12 protein-coding genes are annotated in these 17788 nt (G+C 37.6%); all 12 read left to right on the forward strand.

All coding sequences use genetic code 11. The features are described from left to right. The first annotated feature begins 409 nt into the window (after positions 1-409). The 12 genes from OVA16_RS13930 (at position 410) to OVA16_RS13980 (ending at position 17770) form a co-directional block, all read left to right on the forward strand. Positions 410-3511: a SusC/RagA family TonB-linked outer membrane protein gene (locus OVA16_RS13930; RefSeq protein WP_267760423.1), complete on the forward strand. Its 3102-nt coding sequence runs from the start codon at positions 410-412 to the stop codon at positions 3509-3511. Positions 3512-3515: 4 nt separating this feature from the next. Then, complete coding sequence (locus OVA16_RS13935) at positions 3516-4940, forward strand: RagB/SusD family nutrient uptake outer membrane protein (protein ID WP_267760426.1); 1425 nt, start codon at positions 3516-3518, stop codon at positions 4938-4940. 15 nt (positions 4941-4955) lie between these two features. Then, positions 4956-6449, forward strand: a complete 1494-nt coding sequence (locus tag OVA16_RS13940) for a DUF7594 domain-containing protein (protein ID WP_267760429.1) — start codon at positions 4956-4958, stop codon at positions 6447-6449. 35 nt (positions 6450-6484) lie between these two features. After that, positions 6485-8005, forward strand: coding sequence for a right-handed parallel beta-helix repeat-containing protein (locus tag OVA16_RS13945; RefSeq protein ID WP_267760433.1), 1521 nt, complete (start codon positions 6485-6487; stop codon positions 8003-8005). Between the two features lie 24 nt (positions 8006-8029). Beyond that, complete coding sequence (locus tag OVA16_RS13950) at positions 8030-8947, forward strand: hypothetical protein (protein WP_267760436.1); 918 nt, start codon at positions 8030-8032, stop codon at positions 8945-8947. A gap of 10 nt (positions 8948-8957) precedes the next feature. Next, positions 8958-10208 carry a hypothetical protein gene (locus OVA16_RS13955; RefSeq protein ID WP_267760439.1) on the forward strand — a complete coding sequence of 417 codons (1251 nt, stop codon included), beginning with the start codon at positions 8958-8960 and terminating at the stop codon, positions 10206-10208. Positions 10209-10224: 16 nt separating this feature from the next. Then, positions 10225-10386, forward strand: a complete 162-nt coding sequence (locus OVA16_RS20290; RefSeq protein ID WP_420712324.1) for a T9SS type A sorting domain-containing protein — start codon at positions 10225-10227, stop codon at positions 10384-10386. A 6-nt stretch (positions 10387-10392) separates the two neighbouring features. Continuing rightward, positions 10393-11940 carry a family 20 glycosylhydrolase gene (locus tag OVA16_RS13960; RefSeq protein ID WP_267760442.1) on the forward strand — a complete coding sequence of 516 codons (1548 nt, stop codon included), beginning with the start codon at positions 10393-10395 and terminating at the stop codon, positions 11938-11940. Position 11941: 1 nt separating this feature from the next. Beyond that, positions 11942-14488 carry a family 20 glycosylhydrolase gene (locus OVA16_RS13965; protein WP_267760444.1) on the forward strand — a complete coding sequence of 849 codons (2547 nt, stop codon included), beginning with the start codon at positions 11942-11944 and terminating at the stop codon, positions 14486-14488. A 6-nt stretch (positions 14489-14494) separates the two neighbouring features. Beyond that, complete coding sequence (locus OVA16_RS13970) at positions 14495-15820, forward strand: sugar MFS transporter (protein ID WP_267760449.1); 1326 nt, start codon at positions 14495-14497, stop codon at positions 15818-15820. A gap of 5 nt (positions 15821-15825) precedes the next feature. Continuing rightward, positions 15826-17025, forward strand: coding sequence for an N-acetylglucosamine-6-phosphate deacetylase (nagA, locus tag OVA16_RS13975; RefSeq protein WP_267760451.1), 1200 nt, complete (start codon positions 15826-15828; stop codon positions 17023-17025). Between the two features lie 103 nt (positions 17026-17128). Beyond that, complete coding sequence (locus OVA16_RS13980; RefSeq protein ID WP_267760453.1) at positions 17129-17770, forward strand: carbohydrate-binding family 9-like protein; 642 nt, start codon at positions 17129-17131, stop codon at positions 17768-17770. Positions 17771-17788: the final 18 nt, after the last annotated feature.

Here is a 17788-nt window from a genome sequence, read left to right on the forward strand (position 1 = left end):
CCCATTAGCGCTATAAGTTGTTGAAATCAAAAAATATTCATAATAAAATTTGGAAGTAAAATAATAATTACTAATTTCGTGTACGTTACCGTTAACCAAATATAACTGTACTCTATATTTTGTATGTGCAATGAAATCAGCCGAGAGGTGTTTACATTGTGGTATTTTTTAAGCTTAAATTAAATTTATTATCAAATTATTACTCTGTTGTGTAATAGATTTGAACAATATCGTGTACGTACACGATAACTAAACAAAATGATATGAAAGAAACGAACACTTACGGGTTGATCAGAAGGTTCAACTATTTAGAAGAAAAATCTAGTATGACAACATCTTTAAGCTTTTGTAACTTGAGAGCTTTATGGAATAGTTGTACGACGTTAAACCATGTAATTAATATAGCTGTATGATGAAAGTAAGCATATTCAAAATCCTTTTTGTAATCATCGCATTATCTGCTGGATTTCTTGAAGCTTCTGCGCAAGAGGCAAAGCCAAGAACAATAGCTGGCGTAGTTAGGGATGAGGTAACGAATGAAACTTTGCCAGGGATTTCAGTTTCGGTGATGGCAACCAGTAAAACAGTAATTACCGATAAAGATGGCAAGTTTAAGATTGATGTAAGTGGAGAAAATCCGATACTGGTTTTTAAATCCATTGGGTTTACCTCGCAATCTGTGCCAGTTAAAGGACGTAATAACTTAGATATTAAGTTAAAACAACAGTTGGTTAGTTTAAATGAGGTAAGCGTTACTGTGGGTTATGGTACACAGAAGAAAAAGGAAGTTACTGGTGCGGTAGGCTCGGTATCTGGAGGTCAGTTGGAAACTCATCCGATGGGCGATATCAACACTAGTTTGCAAGGTAAAATTGCTGGTTTGCAAATCACTTCAAACTCTGGAGAGCCGGGCGCTGGAGCTACAGTAAGAATTAGAGGAGCTTCTTCTGTTAATGGCAGTAGTCAGCCTTTATATATCGTTGATGGTGTACCCATTAATACCGAAACTTTTGCCGGTGGTTTAAATGATGATGGTTCTACTTTCAGTCCATTAGCAGATATTAACCCCGCCGATATTGAGTCTATTGATTTCCTGAAAGATGGTACTGCTTCTATTTATGGTTCTAGAGCATCTAATGGGGTAATTTTGATTACTACAAAATCTGGCAGAAATTCAAAAAAACCTACACTTAGATTTTCTTCAAACACCAGTTTGGCCGAGTTAAGCAGAACTGTTGGCGTATTGAATGCACCACAATGGCGTAGTGCTTACAGTGATGCAATCTATAATAGTACGGGTCAAATGACCACCAAAGTGTCGGTGATAGATTCGCTGCATCCTTATTATTCAAAGTCGATTGACTGGCATGAAATTATGTACAGGCAGGCAATACAACAAAAAACTGATTTAAGTATCAGTGGTGGATCATCTGATAATTCCATTAACTACTATTTGAGTGCGGGTTATAAGGATCTAAATCCGATAGTAAGAGAAACAGATTACGGGCAGGCTACGGCAACGGCAAAAGTTTATTATACGTTTAATAAATCAATTTCTGGAAGTTCGTCATTTAACCTTTCTAATACAGATTATACTAGGATTTTGACAGGCTTGAGTGGACAAAGTGTAGTTTTCCAAGCTTTAAGTACCATGCCAGTTTACAATCCATACGATCCGCTTTCTGGGCAACTTATTCCATTATTTGAAGGAAGTAAACCTAACCCCTTGGCAATTGCGCAGCTTGCAGCCAATAGAATTAAGCGTTTTAGGATGTTCGGAAATCAAGATTTTAAAATTTGGATAGCAAAGAACTTAAGGTTTACTACCAATTTGGGTTTCGACTACGAAAACAGTGATTTGTCTAACTTTACGCCAACAAGCTTATTGCCGCAAGGTCAGCTGAGTAGTTCTTACCTACAAACTACTAAAGCATCATCATTCATTAATGAAAACACGTTAACGTATAAATTAAACTTAAAAACAGACCATACGTTCAATTTCTTGTTAGGGCAATCGTACCAAAAATTTAATAGAGATAACTTAGATTTAGTAGGCAGAGGCTTGCCTGATGCACAGTTAACTAATGTTGGGGCTGCTTCAGTTTTATCAACCTATGTACAAAACATTTCACAAAATTCGCTGCTGTCCTTCTTTGCCAGAGCCAATTATGACTACAAAGGTAAGTACTTGTTTTCTGCGTTGATTAGGAGGGATGGTTCATCACGTTTTGGTGCCGATAATAGATTTGGTTACTTCCCAGCAGTTTCTGCAGGGTGGAGATTTAGCGAAGAAACATTTTTTAAGAAATTTCAATTTTTAGATGAAGGTAAGTTGAGAGCAAGCTTTGGTGTTACCGGAAATCAGTCGATTGGAGATTATGCTGGTCAGGGTGGTTACATCAACAACGGCTCTTATTTAGGGCAAAATGCAGTGATTTTATCTGGTATTCCAAATCCATCATTAAAATGGGAATCTACTGAGCATAGTAATATCGGTTTAGAATTGTCATTTCTTAAAAACAGAATAACTTTTACAGGAGATGCTTATCTGAAAAAGACCAGAGATTTGTTATTTGATGTAACTGTGCCGGGTACAACAGGAGTAAGTACTGTACCAGGAAACTTCGGCTCGTTACAAAATAAAGGTATAGAAGCTACTTTAACTACCGTCAATACTGTTGCGCCTTTCAAATGGTCGTCAACGCTAACTTTCGCCTACAATCGTAACAAAATTTTATCATTACCTAACGGTCAAGACTACCGACCAAACCTATTTAACATGGCTAGGGTGGGAGAACCAGTAGGCGTTTTTTACGGTTTAAAAAAGAAAGGTGTTTATGCTAGAGATGAAGATAATGTTTACAAGAGAGATGAAAATACAGGTGTAATTATCCCTTACAAACAAGGTTCTGCCAATGGTAAGATTTACAAAGGTGGAGATATGATTTGGGAGGATTTAAACGGCGATGGTATCATCAACGATGACGATTTGCAAATTATTGGGGATCCTAATCCAGATTTTACAGGTGGTTTCGCCAACGAGTTGAGCTACAAAAACTTCACTTTTAGTTTCTTGTTTACTTACAGTTTTGGTGCTGATGTTTTCAATGAGCTGAAAAGAAGTTTAGATTCATCTCCAATAGATCAGAATTTTTCGACTGATCAATTAAGGAGATGGAAAGTGCAGGGCGATGTGACTGATATTCCACGATTGGTAAAAACCGATCCGATGCTGAATTATGCAGTTTCAAATCATTTTGTAGAGGATGCTTCTTTTGTAAGATTGCAAAACATTGCTTTGAGCTATAGACTGCCGAAAAGTATACTCTCGAAAGTTAAAATCTCAGGAGCAAGCTTAGGTATAAGCGTCTCCAATCTATTCACGTTTGGCTCGTACACAGGATATGATCCAGAAGTAAGTTCATCAACAAACTCGCTTGCTGGTGGTGTAGACAGAGGTGCTTTCCCTAGAACAAGATCTTACAATTTTTCTCTAAACATTAATTTGTAGTGCTATGAAAAATCAAAAATCCATAATTAAATATATGCTACTGCTGTTTTGTGGGCTCACAGCATGTAAAAAAGCGTTAGAGCTTAACCCGATTACCGAATACGCCGATGCAAACTTTTGGAAAGAAACCTCGCAGGCAACTGCAGCATTAAATGGTGCGTATACGCTTTTGCAAGCAGCAATGGGTCCAGAAGGTGTTTTTTACGGAGAAGCTAGAGCAGATAATGTTGCACAAAATCTAACTTCATTAAATACAGAGTCGCTTAACTTGTTAACCAATAATGTAAATCCAAGTTTAAGGATTACCAGTTGGAGCCAATTGTATGCGGTGGTTAATCAAGCTAATTTGATTATTAAAAATGTAAGAATAATGAGCCAAAATGGTTTGTATGCTAACAAAACTACTGAATTTAACCAAACTTTGGGTCAAGCTTATGCACTAAGAGCGCTTTGCTATTTCAATATGACTAGGATTTGGGGCGCACTACCTTTGGTTACTCAACCTTTAAAAGATGCTACTGAGAATTATTTAGTGGAAAGGGCCGATACCGAAAAAGTTTATACGCAAATTGAATTAGATTTAGATAGTGCGACCTTGCTCTTGCCTACCAGTTATTCGCCATCGCAAACCACCAAAGCTTTACTAACTGCAGGTGCAGTAAACGCTATATACACAGATTTATATATGTGGCGTCATCAGTACGATAAAGCTTTAACGGCTTCCCAAAAAATTCTTACTAACACAGCTAATTACTCGCTAACTTCTTTGACAGATGCTACGGCTTTAGAAAATACTTCTTACGCCAGACAGTTTACACATGGTTTTTCTACAGAAAGTATTTTCGAGATCGACTTCAATTTTGCAGAACGTGGAGCTAGGTCTTTCTATATCCAAGTTTATGGCGATATAGGTTTCCAGCCCGCATTTATGGTAAGCGAAGCATTAATGACTAAGTTCCAGCCAAACGACAAAAGGGCTACTATCAGTTATAATGAAAGGAGGGATATCATTAAGTTTTTTGACAAAACAAATTTTGTGAGAAGTACCATGGATGATAAGAACATCATCTTATATAGGCTTTCTGATATTTTATTATTGCGTGCCGAGGCGTTAAATCAGTTAGACAGACCTGCGGATGCTATTGCTATTGTAAACCAAATGAAGGTGAGGGCGGGAGAGACAGCTTTACAACCTTCGGATTATAATTCATTGAGCAAGAGCCAAATTGAAGACATCATTTTAAACGAACGCTCAAAAGAGCTTTGTTTTGAAGGTAAACGCTGGTTCGATTTGGTAAGAACCAAAAAGGCAATTAGCGTAATGCAACCTATCAATGGTTTAAACAATGAAGGCAATTACGTTTGGCCAATTTTCTTAAACGAAATAAGGTTAAATCCGCTATTGAAACAAAATTCATACTATCAATAATTAAATAAGCTTGTTATGAATAAAAAATTAATCATTATTAAATCTTTAGCTATTGCACTGATGTGTACCAGCTTAAGTTGTGGCAAGTTAGATTTGTTAAAAAACGAACAGCCAGAAGCAATAGATGCGGGTGCTAACTTGAGAGGAATGACCATTGCTGATTTTATAAAAATGGATCACAGTACCGATCTTACCAACCTAAATCTGTATGGAGAAGTGATTAAAAAAGCTGGTTTAGAAGACTTTTTAAACCAACCAGAAGACTACACGGTATTGCTTCTAACTAATCAGGCGGTAACTAATATGGTGGGCAGTTTAGGTTATACCAACCTTAATGATGTGCCGGCTATTGTACTGCGAAACATTGTTTCTGACCAGATTTTTAAGGGACGTTTACGTTCGTTTGATTTGGCAATAGGAGAAACTAAGAAGTTTGAAACCATTAACGGTAGTTTTATTTACTATACAAGAAGCAATACAAGTTCAGACGAATATGTCTTAACTGCAAATAATTCTACAGATCTCACATCGCCTTCGGCTAGAATTAGAAGTCAAAATTTAGAATTTAAAAATGGCGTTGCTCACGTAACCGATCAGTTTACCTTTTATAAGTTAAAAGATGCAGTGCCTGATGCACCATCTGGTTCGGTTGGTGCGCAAACCGATGTGATTAACGTGGCAAAGGATGTGTATATCCAAAATGGTACAGCTAATAGGAACAAAAACTTTAATAATGCCACAGCTATCGAAATGAAGAACTCTAATGGTAAGGATGTTTCGGTAGATAGAATGGGTTTATTCCAATTTCCTTTAACTACACCAAGTTTTGGGAACAAAATAGGTTTGGCAAAGATCAATTTTTATGTGTTTTTCACTGGTTTACCTTCTTCATTAACGGCTTATGCTGGTGCTGATACGGATTTTGATGAGACAACCGTGACTTGGACTACTGCACCAACTTACGATCGTGTAAGCTTAGCTAATATTTCTTTGGCAGCTGGTCAAACAGGGTGGATAACCATGGATGTAACCTCGTTGGTAAATCAACTTTATGGAAGTAATAAGACTTTCTTAAATATTTTGATGAACCACAACAATGATAATTTTGTAAGGATATATCCACGAGAATTTTCTGCTGGTAGTTTTAAAGCATATTTAAGTATTTCGAGCCCACCGGCAACCATTTTAACATTTGGAAATGCGACACCACTTAATGTAATTGCGAAAGATGGTTTTGCCAAACTTACTACTACACAGTTAAAAATGAACGGTGCCGATGATAAGAACATCAGCTACATCGTAAATAAGTTGCCTACCAATGGTTATTTCGTGAAGTACGGTATTCCATTGCCAGTTAATGGAAGTTTTTCGCAGGCAGATTTAACGGCTGGTGCTATCAAGTATTTGTACTCGGGAACTGGCAATGCTGATGAAATCATCCTAGAAGCCAAAGATAATAATGGAGGTTTCTATAACACGCCTATTAAAATCACTGTAAACATCCAATAACAAATGAAGATTAAAACTTTTACGCTCTTAATGCTTTGCATTCAGTTTTCTGTAATGGCCTGCAAAAAAGCACCTACTTCCGAAATAAAGGAAAACAGAAGAGGAAGTTTACTTTTTATGTCGATGCCAAAAATGGCGATGATAGTAATAATGGCAAGACCCCTGCTAAAGCATGGAAATCGCTTCAGAAAGTAAATGGTTACCAGTTTATGGCTGGCGATTCGCTACTTTTCAAAGCAGGCGATAGCTGGAAAGGTCAGTTGTTGCCTAAAGGCTCGGGCGATGCGAAGAATTCGATAGTAGTTTCAATTTATAGCGGTACTAAAAAAGCCTTGTTAGAAGGGGAGGGAAAAGTATCGGAAGTATTGAAGCTAGAGGATGTAGATTATTGGGAAGTTAACCACTTAGAAATTACCAATAAGGCTACTACTATCGGAAACCGACTAGGTGTATTGGTAAAAGATAATGGTGCTTCGAGAAAGCATATCCACCTTAAAAACCTTTACATCCACGACATAATGGGCGATTATTCCTTTGAGATGAAGGGGAAAAATACCGGTGGTATTGGCATTATTGGTACCGCCGAAAGTAAATTCGATGATATTTTAATCGAAGACTGTGAGATTGCCAACGTAGTACGCTTAGGAATTTTTACCAATTTAACCGACGGTAAAAAGGCAGTAAAAGGCAATAGACCTATTACTAATTTGGTTATTAGAAGAAACAAAATACACCATTGTGCAGGTGATGGTGTAATTGTAAGGTATAGCTACGGCGCACTGGTAGAGCACAACGAAGTTTGGGAAACGCATAATGCGGATGAGGAGTTAGTGAAGTACGGAGTGGCATTATGGTGCCGTAGTACGGATGAAACCATTTTTCAGTACAATGAGGTTTACAATACCAGAGGTGGTAAAGATGGGCAAGCTTTTGACGCCGATGAAGATGCGTATCGCACTGTAATTCAGTATAATTATTCGCACGACAATGAAGGCGGTTTTGTGTTGATTACCAGTACATCCGAAGATGCAATTATTAGGCATAATATAAGTGTAAATGACGGTATTAAAGGCTTACATATATTCGATTTTCCAGTTTGGGCAAATCATGTGAGAGGCACAGCAATTGCTCATAACAATACAGTGGTGTTAAATAAAGCACATGAAGCTGTAGTCATTGCTGATGAAGCCTTGATAACTTCAAAGTTTTACAACAACATTTTCTATCACGAAGGGCAGGGAGAGTTAGTGGTAAAATCAGCGGGACAAACCGCAGTGTTTAAAGGGAATGTGTACTTCGGTTACGAAAAATTCTACGTAAAAGATGATAAGGGGATTTTTGCAGACCCTCAGTTGGTAAACCCACTAAACTATAGTAAAGGTTTCGCTACCGCCACTGGTTTTAAGCTTAAATCAACTAGTCCAATTTTAAATAAGGCGATAGCTAAAAGCGAAATGGAAGGCAATTACTGGTTACCAGATATAGGAGCCAAAGATTTTTTTGGAACCACCTTAAACCTCGCCAAATTTACACCAGGCGCCTATCAAGCAAAATAAACTGACAACTAAAACAAATTATTCATGAAAAAAAGATTACATATCATAGCAGCACTAACCATGCTTTTTGGAATAGCACAGGCGCAAAACAAAGCTTGGAGTGATGCCGGAACTTTTGAAACAAAGGGAACTGTTTGGAACTATAATTTAGGAAAGGGTACAGGTAACGCTGGCGATAAATTCGTTGGTGGCGAAGCAATTAAAACTTCGGTATCTTCTACATCAACGCCAGGTTTTTTATCATATCCTTCTTCTGGCTTTGCTGCAGTTACTACAGGTGCTAATGGTGGTGGCGGCTTTAAAGTAGAAGGAAAAGATGCAACATCCAAGTTAGTTTTAGAAGCATCAAATAGCAGTAGTGCAAATAAGTTTGCAGTTTATGACATTTCAAAAGCAAGCGCAGTAACCAGTTTATTTTTTAATGTTTCCTTTAAAAGTGAAAATGAGCCAACTAATGGTGCTGTAGTTTTTGGTTTAGGCAATGCCAGAGGAAACAACATCTTTAAAAATACAACGGCTTTAACAGGCGCAGATGCTGCAGGTGTTTTCGCAGGCTTACGTTGGGAGTTTAGCACCAATAAATCAGTTTTCTTTTCTTATCGTTCCTTAAATAATGGTTCGTATGGTTATAAATTAATTAATGGTAACAGTTTTACTAAAACAGCCGAACACCAAGTAGAGCTGTATTTTAATAATGCTACAGTTGCTCAGAAATACACTAAAGCAGGTAAAGCTTATGACTTAGCTCCGGCTACTTTTAACATTTGGGTAGATGGGAAATTGATTGCTACAGAAAGTGGATCTGCTTTTTCGGCAAGTGGCGAACTGGCGCCAGAAGCCCCATTAAATAGCTTCTTGTTTCAAGGTTATCACAGTAAAGGGTCAGTACCTAATGCGCTAACCTTGAGTTTAAGCAACATTCAGTTAAACGCAACTAAATAAAGACTAAGCGATGAAAAAGATATCTTTACTTATTGTTTTATTATTGTCTATTCAGTTTTATAAAGCTGATGCGCAAGGAGCTTGGACAAACGAAAACGCTACCGCTTTTACCTGTAATTTCGGTGCTGTGGCAGGAACTTACAATGCCACAACTACCGCTAAATCTTCAGTTTCTACTAGCATTGTAGCTAATTTTTTGCCATCGCCGGCATCTGGCTTTGCCAGAGTTTATACAGGCAATAGTAATAATGGTGGCTTTGCACTAACGGGGTTGTCAAGTCTTACACTTACAGCTAGTAATGGGACAGCTGTTACTGCTACTAATAAAATGTCGGTTTATAACCTAAGCAATGCAGAAGCAATAGTAAGTTATTTCTTTACCATTTCCTTTAATAACACAGATGCATCCACTGGGGCAATCACATTTGCGATAGGAAATAGTGCCAACTCAACAGAAAACAATAATATATTTAATGATGGTAATAATTTGCAAGGGGCTGCCGCAACAGGCGTATTCACTTATTTGAGATGGGATATGTCGCCAACCACTATTGCTTTTTCATATCGAAAAGGGAGTGACTATTCTGCACAGACCATTAATTCAGCAACATTTACCAAAACTGGTGGTCCTTACAACGTAGAAATTTATGCCAACAATCATGCTTCGGCTACTGGAGAATACACGCATAATTCAACACAGTACACCGTTGCTAGTGGAAAATTTCATATCTGGGTAAACAATGCTAGAATAGGGGCAGATTTCGATGCTACTACAGAAGTTGCAAGAGGTTTAGCTTTAAACAGTTTGTTGTTACAAGGAATTAGAAGTATTTCGGGTACGCTTGCACCGATCAACATCAGTGATTTGAGCGTGAAGCACACCGTTGGTGGAACATTACCAGTAACTTTTGTAGATTTTTCGGCAACTAAAAATACTAATAGTGCGCTGCTAAAATGGCGAACATCATCAGAAATAGACAACGACTATTTTCAGTTATTAAGGAAAACCGAAACTTCTAAAGTTTTCGAGCCGATTGCTAAAATCGCTGCAAAATCAAATATCAACTCGATAAACAACTATGCTTACACAGATTTTAATCCAGCGGTAGGAAATAACTATTATCAAATTAAACAGGTAGATAAGGACGGAAAGACTTCGACTTTTGATAAAACAGTTGCGCTTAATTTCGAATTGGGAGCTAAAATTAACTTCTCAAAAACGGGAGAAGTTCTTCGTATTGTTGCTAATTCAGAATGCTGAGGGAAACGGAAATGTAATGATTACAGACCTTTCGGGAAATAAAGTTTTAACACGAAAAATTCGTTACAATAAACAACTTAACCAATACCAATACAATTTAGCAATGCTACCAGCAGGAGCCTACGTAACTCGTATAATAATGGACAATAAAAGTAGAAGTTTTAAATTTATAAAATAGGATCAAGTGAAAAAGGGACATATTCTTAGTATAATTTTCGTACTCATTGTAAATTTAGCTTTTGCTCAATCTAATGCGATAAATAGTGATTTTACCGTTAAGGGTTTTCATTTAGACCTTCGCATACAAGTAATGAAGATGCCTGCTTTAAAAGCTTTTGCTAAGAAGCTGAGTGAAAATGGTGTCAACACTTTAGTGATGGAATGGGAAGCAACTTACCCATTTAAAAATCACGTAATGATTGCTAATAGGTTAGCTTATACTAGAGAAGAAGTCGTTGATTTCATCAATTACTGTAAAAGTATTAATATCGATGTGATCCCATTGCAGCAGAGTTTTGGTCACGTAGAATACATCTTGCGTAACTACAGATACAAAGACCAAAGGGAGGATCAGAAAGATTATTCACAGGTAGACCCATTAAAAGAAGATTTGAATAGAGCGTTGTTTAAAGATCTTTATACCGATTTAATTGCTACGCATAGTTCAAAATACATCCACATTGGCGGAGATGAGACTTATTTGCTTGGCCATTCAGAAAAATCTAAAAAGAAAGCACAAGAACTAGGAAAAGGCCGGCTTTATGGCGATTACATCAAACTGCTTTGCGATTTAGTGGTAAGCTTAGGAAAAACTCCTGTGCTTTGGGCAGATATCGCTATCAAATACCCAGATGCATTAAAGTTGTTGCCAAAACAAACTATTTTCATCGATTGGAATTATGGCTGGGACATCAATATGTTTGGAGATCATAGCAAATTACTAGAAAGTGGTTTCGAAATATGGGGATCCCCATCTATCAGGAGTCATCCAGATAATTACTTCCTTACCCAATGGGAAAAGCACTTCAAAAATATCAAAGATTTTATTCCAACTGCAAGAAAATTCGGCTACAAAGGAATGGTAATGACTTCATGGTCAACATCGGGACTTTATTCGCCAGTTTTTGAAACCACTAGAGATATTGTAGATTTATACGCTATCAGACGTGTGTATCCGATTACGGGTTTTAATATGCTGATCGACGCTTATTTCGAAGCTTTGAAAACCGACCAACCGTTAAATATCGATCAATTTGCTAGAAACTATAGTGTTAAAAACTACGGATTTAATGAAGCAGAAAGCAAAACTTTTTGGAGTGCTTTGACTAATGCTCCTTACGAAATTACTCAAGGTGCAGTAAGTAATAAAAATGTAACTGTAAACCAGCTGTTGGATAGTGCAAAACTAGCTTCAAAACAGTTGTATGAATTAAAGCCATTGAAAGGCAAAGAAGAGTTTGAGCACTATCGCTTAATGGCAGATATCAGAGTTCAATATCTTACTTATGCTGCCTTAGAAATAGAATTGAACAGTCCGAATTTCAATCCTGAAAGAATACCAGCAATTATCAACGAATTGAAAAAGTTAGACACTCAAAAACTCGACAAGCGATTTATAGAGCTAAATAAATATGCTTTATATGACGCCGAGCTTGATCAGGAAAATGAACTGAGAAATTCAAAAATTAAGCTCCTAATTCAACGATTATCTAGAAGTAAAACCAATAAATAAGATGAAGTTCCTTTGTATCGTATTAATTAGCGTGTTAAGTTCTGCGGCCTTTGCGCAACAACAGCAAAACGCCAATTTGGATTTGGCTATTACTTGGCAGCCTTTAGAAAACAATTATTTGAAAGATGAACAGGGCTTGTCTAAACTTACTATTAAAAATGTAGGTAATGCCACTTTACCTAAAACAGGCTGGAAGCTATTCTTTAACTTCATTAGGGTAATTACTCCTAAAACAGCTAATCAACCTTTTGAGGTAGCACATCTCAATGGAGATTTGTCTTGTTTTACGCCTGCTAAAAATTTTGAAGGACTAAAACCAGGAGAAAGTTTAACTTTTGAAATGCTATCTAATTCGTGGATGGTAAATACTTCAGATGCACCACAAGGTTTCTATTTAGTTTGGGATAAAACTAAAGAAATTTTGCCGTTTAAAGCAGTAGCTTTTGTAGCGCCTCCAGATCAGAAAAAGTTTTTTAGGGTAGGCGGAGATGTGGAAACTACTTCCGAAATGATTTATAGTGTCAACCAAAACATCGCTGATGTAAGTGAAAGCAAATTGACCAAAGTTTTTCCAACACCAGTTAGTTATGCAGAGAATGGTAAAACCCTAACCTTAACATCAAATCTAACTATTGGTTACGAAGCTGGTTTTGAAAATGAAGCCAATTTATTGGCGCAAGAGCTTTCTAAACTATTCGGTAAGAAAATCAATGTTAATAAATTAAGTAATGTAAAGCCTACGATCAGCCTGTTGAAAGATGGCGCTACTCACGAAGCTTACACTTTAAACATCACTGAAAAAGGTGTTGTGATTAAGGCAGGAAGCAGCGCTGGTGCTTTTTATGGTATCCAATCCTTAAAAACTTTGATTAATCCCGCCGCATTTGCTTCAAATAAAAATAAAAGTCTCGTTTTAACAGGAGTTGATGTAACTGATGCGCCTCGTTTTGGCTATCGTGGCTTTATGCTCGATGTGGCTAGAAATTTCCAGCCTAAAGCGCAAATATTAAAATTGTTGGATGTATTCGCTCTGTACAAAATCAATACCTTACACTTTCATTTAAATGACGATGAAGGTTGGCGTTTAGAAATTCCCACCTTACCAGAATTGACAAATGTTGGCGCCAAACGTGCAAATCTTAATGGCAGCGGTAATACGCTACAGCCTGCTTATGGATCTGGACCATATGCCGATCAGTTGCCGGGAAGCGGTTACTATAGCAAAGAAGATTTTAAGGAAATACTTCGTTACGCTACGGCAAGGCATATTCGTGTAATCCCCGAAATAGAAACACCAGGTCATGCAAGGGCTGCTATCAAAGCCATGGACAAGCGTTATCAGACTTATTTGGCTAAGGGCGATAAAGCTGCGGCGGAAAAATATTTACTTCGCCATTTGGAAGATAAATCTGTTTACCGTTCTGTGCAAAAATGGAATGATAACGTAGTGGATGTAGCTATGCCATCAGTTTACAGTTTCTTAGAAACAGTGACTGATGATATCATTGCGATGTATAAAGAAGCTGGAGCTCCGTTAGAAACTATTCATTTTGGTGGCGACGAAGTACCTAAAGGCGTTTGGGAGCAATCGCCGGCATTTAACGCTTTAAAACAAAGAGATAACAACATTAAAACCACTACAGATCTTTGGGATTTTTATTTCGGCAAAGTTAGCACGATGCTAAAGAAAAAAGGCCTTTATCTATCTGGATGGGAAGAAGTAGGCTTAACTAAAGCGATAGAAAATGGCAAGTCGAAATGGTTGGTAAACGGCAAATTTGCTAACCAAAATGTACACGTAAACGTTTGGAACAACTTGTTAGGTAACGAAGATTTAGCTTATCGTTTAGCTAACGGAAACTACAAAGTCATCATTTCTTTTGTAAGTACTTTCTATTTTGACATGGCTTATTTCAAGAAATTTGAAGAACCTGGCTTTTACTGGGGCGGTTTTACAGAGTTAGATAAGCCATTCAGTTTTATCCCTTACGATTATTTAAAAAATCAGCAGAAGAATTACTTAGGTAGACAATTGAGTGAAAAGGTACTGAATGAAGCGGAGAAGCTCACTGCACCGGGCAAAAATAACATTGTCGGTTTGCAAGGTCAGTTGTGGTCGGAGACGATCAAAAATGCGGATAATTTGGAGTATTTATTGTTGCCAAGATTACTGGCCCTAGCAGAAAGAGCTTGGTCTGCAAGTCCAGATTGGGCGGAAGAAGGGAATGAAGCTAAAGCTAGACAATTGTATGAAAATTCACTTTCCAATTTTTACAATAGCTTAGGTAAAAGAGAATTGAAACGATTGAATTACTATGCAGGTGGCTTCAATTATCGCATCCCTACGCCAGGTTTAAAAGTAAAAAATGGTAAGATTGAGGCCAATGTACAATTGCCTGGTTTTACGATTAGATATGCTACAGATGGCTCAACGCCGACTCTAAAAAGTCCAGTTTATTCGCATCCAGTGAGCTTCAGTGATCAAATTGTATTTAGAACTTTTGATCACAAAGGCAACGCAAGTAGTGTTTCAACACCTACCAAATAAATAAAGATGGAACAGCAAAAAGCAGTACAGTTAAGTAATTTATCAAAAAGAGATAGCATTGTTTCTATTTCCATTATCGGGGTTTTGTTTTTCATCTTCGGCTTTGTCACCTGGATCAATGCCATTCTAATTCCGTTCTTCAAAATCGCTTGCGAACTCAACCATTTCCAGTCTTATCTGGTCGCTTTTGCTTTTTACATCGCTTATTTGGTTATGTCGTTGCCAGCAGGTTATCTCCTTAAAAAAGTAGGTTTTAAAAAAGGAATGATGATAGGTTTTTGGATCATGTGTATTGGTGCTTTGTTATTTGTACCTGCCGGATTAACTAGAACTTACGGTATTTTCTTAACTGGATTGTTTACTTTGGGTATCGGTCTTGCGATTTTACAAACGGCGGCAAACCCGTACATCACTATTTTGGGGCCAAAAGAAAGGGCTGCGCAACGCTTTAGTGTAATGGGCATTTGCAATAAAATGGCGGGTATTTTAGCGCCATTGCTTTTCTCTGCAGTGGTATTAAAACCAACAGACAGCGCTTTGTTTAAGCAAATAGAATTGATGCAAGGCTTGGAGAAGGCTGCGGCTTTAGACGAGCTAATCAAACGTGTGGTAATGCCCTACGGAGTTGTTGCGGTTCTGCTTTTAATACTTGGCTTTCTCGTAAGATATTCCCCACTACCAGAAATAGATACCGACACTGAGACGGAAGAAGTTTCTACAGCAAACGCAGGTAAAAATAGTATTCTCGATTTCCCTCATTTGGTTTTGGGCGCTGTAGCTATATTCTTTCACGTTGGTTCGCAAGTAATTGCCGTAGATAGTATTGTAAATTATGCTACACACCACGGTATGGATTTTATGGAAGCCAAAGCCTTTCCATCGTATACTTTAACGGCAACTATCGTAGGTTATTTTCTGGGGATCAGCTTTATTCCAAAGTTGATTTCCCAAAAAACAGCACTCAAAACTTGTACGTTGCTGGGCTTAACGCTAAGTTGCTGCATTCTTCTTTTCTCTGGACAAATTGCACTCTTTGGTCATCAGACTGATATTTCTGTTTGGTTTATCGTTCTACTTGGCTTTGCCAATTCCATGATTTGGGCTGGCGTATGGCCTTTGGCTTTAGATAATCTCGGCAGGTTCATCAAAACTGGTTCATCGTTATTAATTATGGGACTTTGCGGCAACGCCATTATGCCATTACTATATGGTTTTTTTGCAGATCATCAGAGTTTAAGAGCTGCTTATTGGGTATTAATTCCATGTTATACTTACCTCATTTTTTACGCTTTCTATGGCCATACTTTAAAAAGTTGGACTTCTAAAAAATAACCACCATGACTAATTATACCAAAATATATAACGCAAATATCATAACGCCTGCTGGTTTTGTAAAAGATGGCACTTTAATTATTGCCGATGGAAAAATAGCAGAACTAGGAACTAAAAATATTGCAATAGCTAATGCAAATGAGATAGATGCGCAAGGAATGTATGTTTCGCCAGGTTTTATAGATATGCATGTGCATGGTGGCGGTGGTCACGACTTTATGGATAACACCATAGAAGCGTTTCTTGCTGTGGCAAAAACACACGCTAAATATGGCACCACGGCCCTAATGCCTACTACACTAAGTTGCGAGAAAGAAGATTTGCTAACCACCTTAAACATCTACGAAAAAGCTAATGCTATTAATACCGAAGGAGCCAATTTTGTAGGCATCCATATCGAAGGGCCATATTTTGCCATGTCGCAGAAAGGTGCGCAAGACCCACGGTACATTCGTAATCCCGATCCAGCAGAATATGAAGAAGTATTAGCTGCATCTAAACATATCAAAAGATGGAGTGCAGCACCAGAGTTACCAGGTACAATAGAATTTGGCAACTTCCTTAAACAGAATAATGTATTGGCGGCTATTGCCCATACCGATGCCATTTACGAAGAAGTGATAAAAGCCTATGAAGTTGGTTTTACCCATGCTACGCATTTTTATTCGTGCATGTCCGGGGTTTCTAGGCGCAATGCTTTCCGCTATGCGGGCGTAATAGAAAGTGCTTATTTGCTAGACAATATGACGGTAGAAATTATTGCTGATGGTGTGCATTTACCAGCAGCACTGCTAAAGTTGATTTACAAAATAAAAGGAGCGGAGCATACTGCTTTAATTACCGATGCCATGCGAGGTGCCGGAATGCCAGAAGGCCCAAGCAAATTGGGAAGCTACAAAGATGGTTTAGATGTAATTATTGAAGATGGTGTAGCCAAATTACCAGACCGTAGTGCATTTGCTGGAAGTGTAGCCACTGCCGATAGGCTAGTAAGAAATATGATTACACTAGCTGATGTTTCTTTACTTGATGCCGTTAAAATGGCAAGTACTACCCCAGCTAAAATATTAAATATTGAGGACGGAAAAGGGGAGTTACTAAAAGGTAAAGAGGCCGATATTGTGATTTTTGATGAAGAGATTAACATAGAAACCACGATTGTTAACGGCAACGTGGTGTATAGTAAGGATAAGATAAAAATTTAAAAGAAAACCACTAACACACGAAGAACACTAAGAAAAGCTTATTTTCTATAGTTGCGAAATAAATCTTTGTGGACTTGGGTCTTGGTAGTTAATTATAACGAGCGTGAGAAGATTAGAGATACCTTTTATAGATACAAATGGATTGCAGGAAGTTGAACAAATCAGCCAGCTGATGGGAGGTTTGAAAACAACGCCAATCGATTGTAATCCTTGGCCTGCATATCAGGCTAATGCATATGCTAAGTTTTCAATGGCGCACAATGGTCAATCGATTTTATTGAAATATGTTATTGCAGAAAAATACCTTTTAGCTAATGAAGTAACCAACGGAAATATCCATAATGATAGTTGTGTAGAGCTTTTTATTGCTTTCGATAGTAACGGATATTACAATCTAGAATTTAATTGTTTAGGCTTTACAAAAATAGGTTACGGAAATGGTAGGCACGGGCGTAGATTGTTACCCATTGATGTGATTAAACGGTTGAGTTTCTCCTCTAAAATTAATTCGAACAGTATCATTAATACCAACACAGGTTTCGATTGGGAAATTATGCTAGTAATACCTAAAGAAATTTTCATCAAACATCAAATTAGTTCTTTTCATCACCTTAAAGCAAAAGGTAATTTTTATAAATGTGGTGATGGTTTACCACAGCCTCACTTCCTTACTTGGAGTATGATAGAAGCCGAGCACCCCGATTTTCATAGAAAAGAATTTTTTGGAGAATTGGCTTTTAGTTAGTTTTAAACATAAAGAAGA

The sequence above is a fragment of the Pedobacter sp. SL55 genome, from assembly GCF_026625705.1.
Lineage (GTDB): Bacteria > Bacteroidota > Bacteroidia > Sphingobacteriales > Sphingobacteriaceae > Pedobacter.

Excerpts from the sequence above, each read along its gene's own strand:
- OVA16_RS13930 (WP_267760423.1), top strand. The coding sequence starts at position 410 with ATGATGAAAGTAAGCATATTCAAAATCCTTTTTGTAATCATCGCATTA.
- OVA16_RS13955 (WP_267760439.1), top strand. The coding sequence starts at position 8,958 with ATGAAAAAGATATCTTTACTTATTGTTTTATTATTGTCTATTCAGTTT.
- OVA16_RS13970 (WP_267760449.1), top strand. The coding sequence starts at position 14,495 with ATGGAACAGCAAAAAGCAGTACAGTTAAGTAATTTATCAAAAAGAGAT.
- OVA16_RS13935 (WP_267760426.1), top strand. The coding sequence starts at position 3,516 with ATGAAAAATCAAAAATCCATAATTAAATATATGCTACTGCTGTTTTGT.
- nagA (WP_267760451.1), top strand. The coding sequence starts at position 15,826 with ATGACTAATTATACCAAAATATATAACGCAAATATCATAACGCCTGCT.
- OVA16_RS13965 (WP_267760444.1), top strand. The coding sequence starts at position 11,942 with ATGAAGTTCCTTTGTATCGTATTAATTAGCGTGTTAAGTTCTGCGGCC.
- OVA16_RS20290 (WP_420712324.1), top strand. The coding sequence starts at position 10,225 with ATGATTACAGACCTTTCGGGAAATAAAGTTTTAACACGAAAAATTCGT.
- OVA16_RS13950 (WP_267760436.1), top strand. The coding sequence starts at position 8,030 with ATGAAAAAAAGATTACATATCATAGCAGCACTAACCATGCTTTTTGGA.
- OVA16_RS13940 (WP_267760429.1), top strand. The coding sequence starts at position 4,956 with ATGAATAAAAAATTAATCATTATTAAATCTTTAGCTATTGCACTGATG.